This window comes from Streptomyces sp. NBC_00582, from assembly GCF_036345155.1.
Lineage (GTDB): Bacteria > Actinomycetota > Actinomycetes > Streptomycetales > Streptomycetaceae > Streptomyces.
Window position 1 is genome coordinate 7,972,960 of record NZ_CP107772.1, and the last position, 13,557, is coordinate 7,986,516.

The 13,557-nt window shown below is 71.5% G+C and carries 11 protein-coding genes; 4 read left to right on the forward strand and 7 right to left on the reverse strand.

What is annotated here, in order from left to right; translation table 11 throughout:
• The 6 genes from OG852_RS36035 to OG852_RS36060 all read right to left on the reverse strand — a co-directional run bounded on the left by OG852_RS36035 (position 1) and on the right by OG852_RS36060 (position 6,475).
• Positions 1-933 carry a branched-chain amino acid ABC transporter permease gene (locus OG852_RS36035; RefSeq protein WP_133910171.1) on the reverse strand — a complete coding sequence of 311 codons (933 nt, stop codon included), beginning with the start codon at positions 931-933 and terminating at the stop codon, positions 1-3.
• A gap of 112 nt (positions 934-1,045) precedes the next feature.
• Positions 1,046-2,275 (reverse strand): branched-chain amino acid ABC transporter substrate-binding protein, encoded by a 1,230-nt coding sequence (locus OG852_RS36040; RefSeq protein ID WP_133910172.1) that lies wholly within the window; start codon positions 2,273-2,275, stop codon positions 1,046-1,048.
• 288 nt (positions 2,276-2,563) lie between these two features.
• Positions 2,564-3,226, reverse strand: coding sequence for a Tat pathway signal sequence domain protein (locus tag OG852_RS36045; protein ID WP_133910173.1), 663 nt, complete (start codon positions 3,224-3,226; stop codon positions 2,564-2,566).
• A complete protein-coding gene (locus tag OG852_RS36050) occupies positions 3,223-3,618 on the reverse strand; it encodes a hypothetical protein (RefSeq protein WP_133910174.1) in 396 nt (131 codons plus the stop codon). Before OG852_RS36050 ends, OG852_RS36045 begins: the two co-directional genes overlap by 4 nt.
• A 65-nt stretch (positions 3,619-3,683) precedes the next feature.
• Positions 3,684-4,148, reverse strand: a complete 465-nt coding sequence (locus tag OG852_RS36055; protein WP_133910175.1) for a PaaI family thioesterase — start codon at positions 4,146-4,148, stop codon at positions 3,684-3,686.
• A gap of 47 nt (positions 4,149-4,195) precedes the next feature.
• Positions 4,196-6,475, reverse strand: a complete 2,280-nt coding sequence (locus OG852_RS36060; protein WP_133910176.1) for an FdhF/YdeP family oxidoreductase — start codon at positions 6,473-6,475, stop codon at positions 4,196-4,198.
• Between the two features lie 289 nt (positions 6,476-6,764).
• Between OG852_RS36060 and polA the strand changes: the two genes are divergently transcribed.
• Both polA and OG852_RS36070 read left to right on the forward strand, forming a co-directional pair.
• A complete protein-coding gene (gene polA / locus OG852_RS36065) occupies positions 6,765-9,491 on the forward strand; it encodes a DNA polymerase I (RefSeq protein ID WP_133910177.1) in 2,727 nt (908 codons plus the stop codon).
• A gap of 501 nt (positions 9,492-9,992) precedes the next feature.
• The gene (locus tag OG852_RS36070; RefSeq protein WP_330350118.1) at positions 9,993-10,307 is read left to right on the forward strand and encodes a hypothetical protein; all 315 of its coding nucleotides are present in this window, start codon (positions 9,993-9,995) and stop codon (positions 10,305-10,307) included.
• On the opposite strand, the gene OG852_RS36075 is transcribed toward OG852_RS36070, so the two are convergent.
• Positions 10,273-11,139 (reverse strand): DUF4184 family protein, encoded by an 867-nt coding sequence (locus tag OG852_RS36075; RefSeq protein WP_330350119.1) that lies wholly within the window; start codon positions 11,137-11,139, stop codon positions 10,273-10,275. The two genes, OG852_RS36070 and OG852_RS36075, sit on opposite strands and share 35 nt — an antisense overlap.
• A gap of 349 nt (positions 11,140-11,488) precedes the next feature.
• On the opposite strand from OG852_RS36075, the gene OG852_RS36080 reads away from it, so the two are divergent.
• Both OG852_RS36080 and OG852_RS36085 read left to right on the forward strand, forming a co-directional pair.
• Positions 11,489-13,252, forward strand: coding sequence for a lytic transglycosylase domain-containing protein (locus tag OG852_RS36080; RefSeq protein ID WP_330350120.1), 1,764 nt, complete (start codon positions 11,489-11,491; stop codon positions 13,250-13,252).
• Positions 13,253-13,411: 159 nt separating this feature from the next.
• Positions 13,412-13,546: an SPW_0924 family protein gene (locus tag OG852_RS36085; RefSeq protein ID WP_133910181.1), complete on the forward strand. Its 135-nt coding sequence runs from the start codon at positions 13,412-13,414 to the stop codon at positions 13,544-13,546.
• Positions 13,547-13,557: the final 11 nt, after the last annotated feature.

Genomic DNA, 13,557 nt, shown 5'->3' on the forward strand with positions numbered 1-13,557 from the left:
TCACGCCCTGTCCGCGACGCGCTCGCCGAGCAGGCCCTGGGGCCGGAACAGCAGCACGAGGATGAGGAGTACGAAGGCCCAGACGTCGGCCCAGGAGTTGCTGCCGAACTTGTCCATGCCGGGGATGTCGGCGATGTAGGCGGTGGCCAGGGTCTCGGCGATGCCGAGGACGACGCCGCCGATCATGGCGCCGTAGATGTTGCCGATACCGCCGAGGACGGCCGCGGTGAAGGCCTTGAGGCCGAGCAGGAAGCCCATGGTGAAGGAGATCTGGCCGTACTTGAGGCCGTAGGCGACGGCTCCGACGGCGGCGAAGGTGGCGCCGAGGGCGAACGCGATCACGATGATGCGGTCGGTGTTGACGCCCATGAGCTTGGCGGTGTCCGGGTCCTGGGCGGTGGCCTGCATACCGCGTCCGGTGCGGGTCTTCATGACGAAGTAGGCGAGGAAGCCCATGCTGAGCGGCGCGGCGATGAGCAGGAAGACGTCACCGGTCTGGATGGTGACGCTGCCGATCTCGAAGGGGCCGCCGTCGATCTGGGGGAAGACGCGGGCGGACTTGGCCTCGGGGTACCAGGCCCAGACGGCCTGCTGGAGCGCCAGGGAGAGACCGATGGCGGTGATGAGCGGTGCGAGGCGGGGTGCGTTGCGGAGGGGACGGTAGGCGAACCGTTCCGCTCCCACGGCGACGGTGACGGAGACCATGACCGCGCCCACCAGCATCAGGGGCAGGGCGATGGCCATCGAGGTGCCGTCGGGCAGAATGTATACGTAGACCGTGAGAGCGCCGAACGCTCCGGTCATGAAGATCTCGCCGTGGGCGAAGTTGATGAGCTGGACAATGCCATAGACCATTGTGTAGCCGATGGCGACCAGGCCGTACATGGATCCCAGTAGCAGGCCGTTGACCAGCTGCTGCGGCAGTTCGTTCACCGCATGTCCTCCGAGACGGTTCGGATGTTTCGACGGGTGGGGCCGGATGTGAGTCCGCGCGGGGCGCCAGTGGAACAGCGCCCCGCGCGGCTCAGGAGTGGTGCGGGTGAGGTCAGCCGGAGTACGTGCCGGACTTGACGGCCTTCCAGGCACCGTTCTCGACGGCGTAGACGGTGAGCTGCTTGTTGGTGGCGTCACCGAACTCGTCGAAGGAGACCTTGCCGGTCACACCGTCGAAGGAGACGCCCTGCATGGCCGCGGTGACCTTGGCGCGCGCGTCGTCGGGCAGCTTGCCGCCGTTGTCGTCGACGACCTTCTTGACGGCCTCGATGATCGCCCAGGCGGAGTCGTAGGAGTAACCGCCGTACGCGGCGTACTCCTCCTTGTAGCCGGCGGCCTTGTAGTTGGCGACGAACTCCTTGGCGGAGTCCAGCTCCTCGACCGGGGCGCCGACGGAGGTGGCCAGGTCGCCGGTGGCGTCCGTGCCGGCCAGCTTGATGAAGGTCGGGTCGAAGATGCCGTCGCCGCCGACCAGCGGGATCTTGGCACCGGCGGCCTTGATCTGCTTGCTGAGCGGGCCGGCCTGCGGGTACTCGCCGCCGTAGTAGACGACCTCGGCGCCGGAGTTCTTCACCTTGGTGGCGACCGCGGAGAAGTCCTTGGAGTCGGGGTTGATGTGCTCGGTGCCGACGACCGAACCGCCGAGCTTCTTGAACTCCTCGGTGAAGGTCGCGGCGAGGCCGGCGCCGTAGGTCTTCTTGTCGTCGATGACGAAGACCTTCTTCTTCTTGGCGTCGTTGAAGACGTACTGCGCGGCGAACGGGCCCTGGATGGCGTCCGTGGTCGCGGTGCGGAAGTACGACGCGTAGGGGCGCTTCTTGGTGTTCGCCCAGTCGGTGCCCTGGGTGAGCGCCGGGTTGGTGTTGGCCGGGGAGACCTCGACCAGCTTGGCGTCGTCGAAGACCTTCTGCATCGACTCGGCGACGGAGGAGTTCAGCGGGCCGACCACGCCGAGGACGCTCTTGTCGGCGACGAGGGCGGTGGCGTTCTGCTGGCCTGCGGAGGGCTGCGCCTGGTCGTCCTTGGCGACGACCTTGAAGGTCACGCCGTCGACGGTCTTCTGCTTGTTGGCCGTTTTGGCGGCGAGGTCGACGGAGTTCTTGATGCCGAGGCCCAGCGCGGACAGGTCGCCGGTGAGCGGGGCGTCGACGCCGATGGTGACGGTGGTGCCGCCGCTGTCGGAGCCCTTGTCGCCGCCGCTGTCGCGCGAACCGCAGGCGGTGAGGGTGAGTGCACCGGCGGACAGCGCGGCGGTGATGGCGATGAGCGAACGTTGACGCACGTTCCAGTCCTTTCCCTGGGCGGCCCTCCCCCCTGGAAGAGGCCGAGTCGAGCGCTGTGGCCGAAGGGGTATTCCAGCTGCGCGGTGACTGGGCGTGACTCTAAGCGGGCGGAGGGAACCGGGAGGAGGGTCTGAAGCAGGCTGTGACGCTCTTGTTATGACACGAGGTAATGCAGAGCGGTACTTGGCGGGTGGAACAGCGAATTTCAGGCCGATTCGCCCTGTCCGCATGCTGAGAACGCGCAGGATGAACCCCGGTGGGTTCAGGCGTCTCAAGGGTTTTGGTAATTACGTTGAATCGTTGCTACAGGCGACTTGTAGGGCCCGGGAGAGGTCCTGCGCATAGCGGGGGCCCAGGATGAAGCTCTGGACTTGTATTGCACGCGTATTACGCAGAGTTACGTCGATGAAAGGCAGTCCGGCGCTCTCCGGCACCTTTCCGCATTCCGCCACATGCATGGTGATCACGATCGTGCGCGCGGAGCCCGCCCTGGTGCGGAACGGGGCCCGGGGGGCCGAGGTCAGGGAGACTCCGGCGTACGGCTGGGACAGGTGCGTCACCGTGACCGGCGGTCCGGACTCCACGTTCAGCAGCACGTCGAAGGCGAGGGTGTGCGGACGGGTGCCGGGCGGGACCGCGCGTTCCCCGAGATAGGTCACGTCGACGACCTGGGCGGGGAACGGCGGTGCGGGCGTGGCCTGTTCACGCTCCTGGGGGCGCGTCGCGTAGAGCAGGGCGGCGCCCGCGAGGACGCCGGCCGCGGTGAGGGCGGCGAGGACGGTTCTGCGGTGGGTGGTGGGGAGGCGGGAGAGCCGGGTCCGCAGGGAGTCCGGAGGAGGCGCGGGGGATCCCCCTGCGGGGGGCCGCGTCCCGGCGGGGGGTTCGCCGGGTGCGGGGGCGTCCCACGCGTGCGTGCCCTCGCCCGGTTCGATCGGGCCGATGCCGCTCACTGCCAGGGGCCTTCGCCCGGGCCGCCGGAGCGGTACCAGTCGGCGCAGCCCGCTCGGGCCTCACGGTCGATCAACGCGTCGGCGGCGTCGGCCCCTTGGCGTTTCTTCTCGGCCCGCGCGGCGTCCACGACGCTCCGCAGGATGTCGTACTGGCCGTTGGACAGCCCCATGGACTGGTAGTCGCCGTAGGTGTGGCTGTCCAGGACCTCGCGCGACCAGTGGGCGACCACGCGCGTGCACAGCTCCTCGGGCGAGGTGGTGGACGGGGAGGCGGACGGTGTCCCCCCGCTTCGGGCGGTGTCACCGCAGGCGGCCGCCGAGAACCAGGCCAGAAGCACCCATCCCAGCACCCGTGCCGCCGCCCGCGCTCCGCGCGCCCCTCCCGTTGTCATGCCCCGACGCTAGGACGCCGGGGCGCCGGGGGCAACGGGCCTGGCGGCGCGTCCCCGAGGAGCCGTCAGCCCGCCGAGGGGGCGTCCCGCAGCAGACAGGTCAGCCGGGCGGTGCACACCCGCCGCCCCTCCTCGTCGCTGATCACGATCTCGTACGTCGCGGTCGACCGCCCCTGGTGCACGGGCGTGGCCACGCCGGTGACCAGGCCGGAGCGGACGCCCCGGTGGTGGGTGCAGTTCAGGTCGACCCCGACGGCGATCTTGGAGCTGCCGCCGTGCAGCATCGACCCGACCGAGCCGAGGGTCTCGGCCAGCACCGCGGAGGCGCCGCCGTGCAGCAGTCCGTACGGCTGGGTGTTGCCCTCCACCGGCATGGTGCCGACGACCCGGTCCGCGGAGGCCTCGACGATCTCGACCCCCATACGGGAGCCGAGGTGCCCGGCCGAGAAGAGGGCCACGATGTCGATGCCGAGCGCGGCGTACTCCTCGATGACCTCCGCCGGGAACTTCACATGCTGCTGCTCGCCCATGGGGCCGGGCTCCGTTCGTCGATCGCGTCCAGTCACTGAGCAAACGCTCAGTCGGTCGACGATTGTTCCAGACGCACCACGACGGACTTGCTGGCAGGGGTGTTGCTCGTGTCGGCGGTGGCGTCCAGCGGGACCAGCACGTTCGTCTCCGGGTAGTACGCCGCCGCGCAGCCCCGGGTCGTCGGGTACAGCACGACCCGGAAACCGGGCGCCCGCCGCTCCACGCCGTCCCGCCACTCGCCGACCAGGTCCACGTACGACCCGTCCGCGAGCCCGAACGCGCGCGCGTCCTCGGGGTTGACCAGGACGACCCTTCGGCCGTTCCTGATGCCCCGGTAGCGGTCGTCCAGGCCGTAGATCGTGGTGTTGTACTGGTCGTGCGAGCGCAGCGTCTGCAGCAGCAGCCGGCCCTCGGGCAGCTTCGGGTACTCGACGGGCGCGGCGGTGAAGTTGGCCTTGCCGGTGGCCGTCGGGAAGCGGCGCTCGTCGCGCGGGGCGTGCGGGAGCGCGAAGCCGCCCGGGTGGGCCACGCGCGCGTTGAAGTCCTCGAAGCCGGGGATCACGCGCGCTATCCGGTCACGGATCGTCGCGTAGTCCTTCTCGAACTCCTCCCACGGCACCTTGCTGTCCTCGCCGAGGACCCGGCGGGCCAGCCGGCTGACGATGGCGGGCTCGGACAGCAGATGGGCGCTCGCGGGGGCCAGACGGCCGCGTGAGGCGTGCACCATGCCCATGGAGTCCTCGACCGTCACGAACTGCTCGCCGCCGCCCTGGAGGTCCCGCTCGGTGCGGCCGAGCGTCGGCAGGATCAGCGCCCGCGCGCCCGTGACGACGTGGGAGCGGTTCAGCTTGGTCGACACGTGCACGGTCAGCCGGGCGCGCCGCATGGCCGCCTCGGTGACGTCGGTGTCGGGGGAGGCGGCGACGAAGTTGCCGCCCATGGCGAAGAACAGCTTCGCCTCGCCGTCGCGCAGGGCGCGGATGGCGCGCACCACGTCGAAGCCGTGCCCGCGCGGCGGCGCGAAGCCGAACTCCCTCTCCAGGGCGTCGAGGAAGGCCGGGGCGGGCCGCTCGAAGATGCCCATGGTCCGGTCGCCCTGCACGTTGGAGTGGCCGCGCACCGGGCACACGCCCGCGCCCGGCCGGCCGATGTTGCCGCGCAGGAGGAGGAGGTTGACCACCTCGCGGATGGTGGGCACGGAGTGCTTGTGCTGGGTGAGGCCCATGGCCCAGCAGACGATGGTGCGCTCGGAGGCGAGCACCATGCGCAGGGTCTCCTCGATCTCCGCGCGCGTGAGGCCGGTCGCGGTGAGCGTCTCGTCCCAGTCCGCGGCGCGGGCCACCTCGGCGAACTCCTCGAAGCCGTGGGTGTGCTCGGCGACGAACGTCTCGTCGACGGCGCCCTCCGTCTCGAGGACGAGCTTGTTGAGGAGCCGGAAGAGGGCCTGGTCGCCGCCGATGCGGATCTGCAGGAACAGATCGGTGAGCGCGGCGCCCTTGAGCATGCCCTGCGGGGTCTGCGGGTTCTTGAACCGCTCCAGGCCCGCCTCGGGCAGCGGGTTGACGCTGATGATCTTCGCGCCTCCCGCCTTGGCCTTCTCCAGGGCGGAGAGCATCCGCGGGTGGTTCGTGCCCGGGTTCTGGCCGGCGACGATGATCAGGTCGGCCCGGTAGAGGTCCTCCAGCAGGACGCTGCCCTTGCCGATGCCGATGGTCTCCGTCAGGGCGGAGCCGGAGGACTCGTGGCACATGTTGGAGCAGTCGGGCAGGTTGTTCGTGCCGAGCTCGCGCGCGAAGAGCTGGTAGAGGAACGCGGCCTCGTTGCTGGTGCGGCCCGAGGTGTAGAAGACGGCCTCGTCGGGGGAGGCGAGGGCGGCGGTCTCCTCGGCGATGATGTCGAAGGCGCGCTCCCAGGTGACCGGCTCGTAGTGCGTGCCGCCCTCGGGGAGGTACATGGGGTGGGTGAGCCGCCCCTGCTGGCCGAGCCAGTAGCCGCTGCGGGTGGCGAGGTCGTCGACGGGGTGGGCGGCGAAGAACTCCGGGGTGACCCGGCGCAGGGTCGCCTCCTCCGCCACCGCCTTCGCGCCGTTCTCGCAGAACTCCGCGGCGTGCCGGTGGTCCGGCTCGGGCCAGGCGCAGCCGGGGCAGTCGAAGCCGTTCTTCTGGTTGACCCGCAGCAGGGTCAGCGCGGTGCGCCGGACACCCATCTGCTGCTGGGCGATCCGCAGGGAGTGTCCGACGGCCGGCAGGCCCGCCGCCGAGTGCTTCGGCTGGGCGACCTCTGGCGCGTCCTGGACCGGATCAGCCTTGGGCGGCTTCGTTGCCATCGCACCCTCTCCTTCGTCCTGCGGTGTGCTGCCTCGGCGGTGTGCGCAGTGTGTTCGGTCGTGCACGGTGCGTACCGTCCCGTGCGACATGCTTCCGCATCCTCGCACGGGGTCCTGACGGTCCCGGCGGGCGGGGCGTGCGAGGTGCGCAGTCAATGGTTGCGTATGGGGCAATGGTTGCGGAAGGGGCAACGGCCCGGGAAAGCCGTGCCGGCCCGCACCCGGCGCGGCGGCAGCCGTGGACCGTGGGCGGGGCCGAGTGTCAGTGGGGCGTGGCAGGATCGGGGGCGTGGCAGAGACAGCATCGAAGAAGACCGAGACCCCCGACGGCGGCAGCCGCCCGCGCCTGATGCTCATGGACGGGCACTCGCTGGCCTACCGCGCGTTCTTCGCGCTGCCCGCGGAGAACTTCACCACCGCGACGGGCCAGCCGACGAACGCGATCTACGGCTTCGCGTCGATGCTGGCCAACACCCTGCGTGACGAGGCGCCCACGCACTTCGCGGTCGCCTTCGACGTCTCCCGCAAGACCTGGCGCTCCGAGGAGTTCACCGAGTACAAGGCGAACCGCTCGAAGACCCCGGACGAGTTCAAGGGCCAGGTCGAGCTGATCGGCGAGCTGCTCGACGCGATGCACGTCTCGCGTTTCGCCGTCGACGGCTTCGAGGCCGACGACGTCATCGCCACGCTCGCCACCCAGGCCGAGGCCGAGGGCTTCGAGGTGCTGATCGTCACCGGCGACCGCGACTCCTTCCAGCTCGTCACCGAGCACACGACCGTCCTCTATCCGACGAAGGGCGTCTCCGAGCTGACGCGGTTCACCCCGGAGAAGGTCTTCGAGAAGTACGGACTGACGCCCGCCCAGTACCCCGACTTCGCGGCGCTGCGCGGCGACCCGTCCGACAACCTCCCGGGCATCCCGGGCGTCGGCGAGAAGACGGCCGCGAAGTGGATCAACCAGTTCGGCTCGTTCGCCGATCTCGTCGAGCGCGTCGAGGAGGTCAAGGGCAAGGCAGGGCAGAACCTCCGCGACCACCTGGAGGCGGTCAAGCTCAACCGCCGCCTCACCGAGATGGTCCGCACCGTGGAGCTGCCGAAGGCGGTCACCGACCTGGAGCGCGCCCCGTACGACCGCACGGCCGTCGCGCTGGTCCTGGACACCCTGGAGATCAGGAACCCCTCCCTGCGCGAGCGGCTCCTGGCCGTCGACCCGGGCGGCGCCGAGGCCGAGACGACCCCCGTGATCACCGCCGGCGTCGAGCTGGACGGCACCGTGCTGGGCACGGGCGAGCTGGCCGGCTGGCTCGCCGACCACGCCGAGCAGGCCCTCGGCGTCGCCACCGTCGACACCTGGGCGCTGGGCGCCGGCTCGGTCGCCGAGGTCGCCCTGGCCACCGCCGACGGCCCGGCCGCCTGGTTCGACCCCTCCCGGCTCGACGAGGCCGACGAGCGGGCCTGGGCGGCCTGGCTGGCCGACGCGGACCGCCCCAAGGTCCTGCACAACGCCAAGGGCGCCATGCGCGTGTGCGCCGAGCACGGCTGGTCCGTCGCCGGCGTCCGCATGGACACCGCCCTCGCCGCCTACCTGGTCAAGCCCGGCCGCCGCTCCTTCGACCTCGACGCGCTGTCCCTGGAGTACCTGGGCCGTGAACTGGCGCCCGCCGCCGCGGCCGACGGCCAGCTCGCCTTCGGCGCGGACGACGGCGCCGAGGCCGAGGCCCTCATGGTGCAGGCCCGCGCGATCCTCGACCTCGGCGAGGCCTTCCGCGGCAAGCTGGAGGAGGTCGGCGCGGCGGACCTGCTCCAGGACATGGAACTGCCCACCTCCGCCCTCCTCGCCCGCATGGAGCGGCACGGCATCGCCGCCGACCGCGCCCATCTCGAGGCCATGGAGCAGATGTTCGCCGGAGCCGTCCAGCAGGCCGTCAAGGAAGCGCACGCGGCCGCGGGCCACGAGTTCAACCTCGGCTCGCCCAAGCAGCTCCAGGAGGTCCTCTTCGGCGAACTGGCCCTGCCCAAGACCAAGAAGACCAAGACCGGCTACACCACCGACGCCGACGCCCTGGCCTGGCTCGCCGGCCAGACGGACAACGAACTGCCCGTCATCATGCTCCGCCACCGCGAGCAGGCGAAGCTCCGCGTCACCGTCGAGGGCCTGATCAAGACCATCGCCGCCGACGGCCGCATCCACACCACCTTCAACCAGACCGTCGCCGCGACCGGCCGGCTGTCGTCCACCGACCCCAACCTCCAGAACATCCCGGTCCGCACCGACGAGGGCCGCGCGATCCGCCGCGGCTTCGTCGTCGGCGAGGGCTTCGAGTCCCTGATGACCGCCGACTACAGCCAGATCGAGCTGCGCGTGATGGCCCACCTCTCCGAGGACGAGGGCCTGATCCGGGCGTTCACCTCCGGCGAGGACCTGCACACCACGGCCGCCTCCCAGGTGTTCGCCGTCGAACCGACCGCGGTGGACGCGGAGATGCGCCGCAAGATCAAGGCCATGTCCTACGGCCTGGCCTACGGTCTGTCGGCGTTCGGCCTCTCCCAGCAGCTCAACATCGAGGCGGGCGAGGCCCGTGCGCTGATGGACGCCTACTTCGAGCGCTTCGGCGGCGTCCGCGACTATCTGCGCCGCGCCGTCGACGAGGCCCGGGCGACCGGCTACACGGCGACCCTCTTCGGCCGCCGCCGCTACCTCCCCGACCTCAACAGCGACAACCGCCAGCGCCGTGAGGCGGCCGAGCGGATGGCGCTCAACGCGCCCATCCAGGGCACCGCGGCCGACATCGTCAAGATCGCCATGCTCAAGGTGGACGGCGCCCTGCGCGCGGCGGGCCACACCTCCCGCATGCTGCTCCAGGTCCACGACGAAATCGTCCTGGAGATCGCCCCCGGCGAGCGCGCGGCCGTGGAGGAACTGGTCCGCCGCGAGATGTCCGAAGCGGTCCACCTCAGGGCTCCCCTGGACGTCTCGGTGGGCGCGGGCCCGGACTGGGAGTCGGCGGCGCACTAGCCTCCGGCGGGGGAGCGGCGGCTTGCTCCCGCCGTGACGTGAAGAGGCCCGGTCGGCGGGGCCCGGGCCCTCGTCGCCGGGCCGGCGCTTGCTTTGCGCGTGGCGTGGAGAGGTCTGGTTGGCGGGGACGGGGTGGTCTTCGGGGGGTCGGCGCTTGTTTTGCGCGTGGCGTGGAGAGGTCTGGTTGGCGGGGACGGGGTGGTCTTCGGGGGGTCGGCGCTTGCTTTCCACGTGGCGTGGAGAGGTCTGGTTGGCGGGGACGGGGTGGTCTTCGGGGGGTCGGCGCTTGCTTTCCACGTGGCGTGGAGAGGCCCGGTCGGCGGGGACCGGGCCCTCGTCGCCGGGCCGGCGCTTGCTTTCCACGCGACGGCGAGCGGCCACGACGGCGCGGTACGGCGGTGCCCCTCCGTCCGTCACCCCCGGTACATCCCCCGAAGGGCCCTCACCCACGTGGCCCCCGAGAACACGCCCCGCACACCCTCCGCCCGCCACGATGCCGCCATGGGTATACGTACGCATCACCGCCGGACGGCCGTCGGCCGCGGCACGGCGACCGCGGACACTCAGGGCGCCCCCGGCGCGCCCCGCCCCCGGCGCCCGCTCCCCGCCCTCGCACCCGGGGCCTCCACAGCCCACGTCCCCGGCCTCCCGGCCGCCGCCCGCGTCGCGCACTCGGCCGAGCAGGTCCGCGCCTGCCTCACCCTCGCCCTGGCCGCCCTCAGCCGTCTGCACCGACGGAAACCGGTCCGCCGTATCACCGTCTTCGTCGCGACGACGCCCCTCAGCGCACGCCCTGACGGCTCCGCCCCACGCTGACCCCGTCGGGCCGCCCGCCCGCCGCGTCCCCGGGGACCGGACGCCACACACGCACGGCGACGGCGTACAGCAGCAGCCCCAGCACCAGGCCCGCGCCCGCCCCGAAGCAGACCGTCGGGATCAGCTCCCACGGCTTCGCGCCGCGCGGCTCCCAGTACGCCCACCACCGCGACACCCGCCGCACGGCCCCCACCAGCGCGCAGCCGCCGATCACCGCGGCCGCCAGCCACCGGTCCCGCGCGGACAGCGCCGGCACCCCCACCGGCCCGCCCACCGGCGCCCGGCGCAGCGCGAGCACCACGAACACGGCGATCACGACGGCGGCCACGGCCGAACCGCCGTACTGCAGATACCAGTACAGCGGCGAGCCCGCCACCGTCTCGCCCAGCACCGGGAACAGCCGCATGCCCCAGCGGTCGAGATGGGTGAAGGCGTCCCACACCACGTGGGTCAGCGAGCCGAGCACCGCGGAGACGTACCACCACGCCACCGTGGCGGGCCGCACGCGCGCGCGTGGCGCCCCACAGCGGGTGAGCGCGGCCGTCCGCGCCTGCCGGGACCGCGGCAGCAGCGCCACCAGCGGTTCGCGCACCAGCAGCCAGAGCCCCACCAGCGTCCAGGTCATGAGCACGTCGACGGTGAAGACACCGGGAAAGGAGTGGGTGACCTCACCGAACTCCATGGCCGCGGACAGGACGCTCGCCGCGTAGTACGTCAGATCGGGGGCGAAGGAACCCGCCACGAGAACGGCCGGAACCAGCCGTCCACGGCCGGTTCCGTCGGGGCGCACCGCCGGCAGGACAGCCGCCGCGTGGCTCAGAGTGAACGGCAACGCGGCTCCCGGGGGCGGAGGGTCGAGGTCTTGACCGGCACGGTGATCGAAGACGTCCCGTGGGCGGGAGTGGTTCCCGGACGAACGGAACCCGGCCAACCGGTGAAATCGGCGTGCGAACGGGTGCCGGTGCAAAAGAAGTTGTCGTAGGGTCGCTGGGGTTGCCGTGCCGTCGGGTGCAGTCGAACAAAAGAACAGACCGCGCGGGCCTCTCCGGGTGCAACCCTCGGGGCGGTCCGATCGTCACAACAGCCGCAAGGGTTGCCACAGCCACCACCCAGCGTGGTGCCGGCCGTGGCGCAGAGACAAGGACACGGGCGCTCGGGCGTCCACGGGAGGGGTTCGCTTCATGTCGTCGGCGCATTTCGGCAGGAGGCTGCGCAAGGGAGCGGTCAACACCACCGTGGCCGCACTGGCGGTCGCGGCGCTGGCCGCGTCCCAGGCACCGGACGTGACCGCGGGCGGGGTGAGCGGAAGCGGACAGGCCGCCGCCGACACCCCGGCGGCAGCGGACGCGAGCACCGACGGCAGCGCCACCGGCAACTCGCCGTACTACACGGACCTGCCGCCGCTGAACAGCCCGAACCCCGCGCCCAGCGAGAGCGCCACGACCAGCCCGGTCGGCACCGGCAGTTCCGAGGCGGGCATCCCCGCGACCGTCCTGGACGCCTACAAGAAGGCCGAGGCCGAGCTGGCGCAGTCCAAGCCCGGCTGCAACCTGCCGTGGCAACTCCTCGCCGCGATCGGCAAGGTCGAGTCCGGCCAGGCCCGCGGCGGCAACGTCAGCGCCGACGGCACCACCCTCTCGCCGATCCTCGGCCCGGTCCTCGACGGCAACGGCTTCGCCAACATCAGCGACACCGACAACGGCGCCTACGACGGCGACAGCACCTACGACCGGGCCGTCGGCCCCATGCAGTTCATCCCGTCCACCTGGGCGTGGGCCGGCCGCGACGGCAACGACGACGGCAAGAAGGACCCCAACAACATCTACGACGCCGCGCTCGCCGCCGGCCACTACCTGTGCCGCAACAACTGGGACATGTCCACCACCTCGGGCATGCGCAGCGCGATCCTCAGCTACAACAACTCGACGGCCTACTACAACACCGTCATGTCGTGGCTGGAGTACTACCGCAAGGGCACGCACTCCATCCCCGACGGCACCGGCACCGTGCCCTCCGGCCGCAGCGACGACGAACCGAGCACGCCGTCCACCCCGTCGACGCCCAGCACGCCGTCGGCCCCGAGCACGCCCAGCACCCCGTCGACGCCGAGCAGCCCGACGCCCACGCCGACCGACACGGTCGACCACCTCGAGAACGCGGGCGGCACGGCCGCGTTCACCGCCATGGCGGGCGACGCCTTCACCACGAAGGTCAGCACCCGCGCGGAGACCGCGGCCGGCAAGGCCGTCGCCAAGGTCCGGGTCCGCTTCACCGTCGTCGGCGACACCGACCTCACGTTCGCGGGCGGCGAGAGCGTCGCCACGGTCGCCACCAACAGCAAGGGCGTGGCCGTCGCGCCCGCGCTCCAGGCGGGCGAGAAGACCGGCACGTTCACCGTCCGCGCCACCATCGTGGGCCGCACGATCACCGCCCTCGACTACAAGGCCACCGTTACCGCGCGCGCCGCCGACGCCCTCGCCCGCACCACCGACGCCGCGCCGACCTGCGTCGCCGGCGGCGAGTTCGCCGACCAGGTCGAGGTGAAGGCCACCTACAAGGGCGCCGTGGCCGACAAGGTCGCCGCCACGGCCACCCTGATCAAGTCGGCCGACGACCCGACCGCCAACGACAAGGGCCCCTACTTCAAGGACGCCTCCGGCAACCCGGTCCGCACCCTGACGAACCTGCAGACCGACGCGAACGGCGTCCTCCAGCTGCCGAAGCTGTACGCGGACGACACCGCCGGCACGTACCTGCTGCGCATCACCACCACCGGCGGAGCGACCCTCACGGTCGAACTGACCGTCACGGCCTCGGTGTCCACGACCCCGGACCCGACGCCCAGCGAGTCCGCCTCCGCGAGCGCCTCCCCGAGTGCGAGCGCGAGTGCGAGCGCGAGTGCCACCGCCTCGGCGAGCGAGTCGTCGTCCACCTCCGGGTCGTAGCCCGGCAGCACGCGCTCCCGTACGACCACTGCGGCGCCCTTCCCGACGGAGGGGCGCCGCAGTGCTGTCCGACGTGTTCTCATCTCACCCGCCGGTTGCTACGGTGCCGCACCTGACGCCCAGTCAGCTTTGACGGGCGGCTCTCGACGGGAGGCCCGTATGCGCGCCCTGATCGCCGCGGCGACCGGTCTCGCCGTCGCGCTCGCCCTCGTCCTGACCCTCTCCGCGATCGGCACACCCACCGGCACGACGTCACCGAAACCGCTGCTGACCACCGTGCCCGCCCACCCGTAACCGCCCCGCAG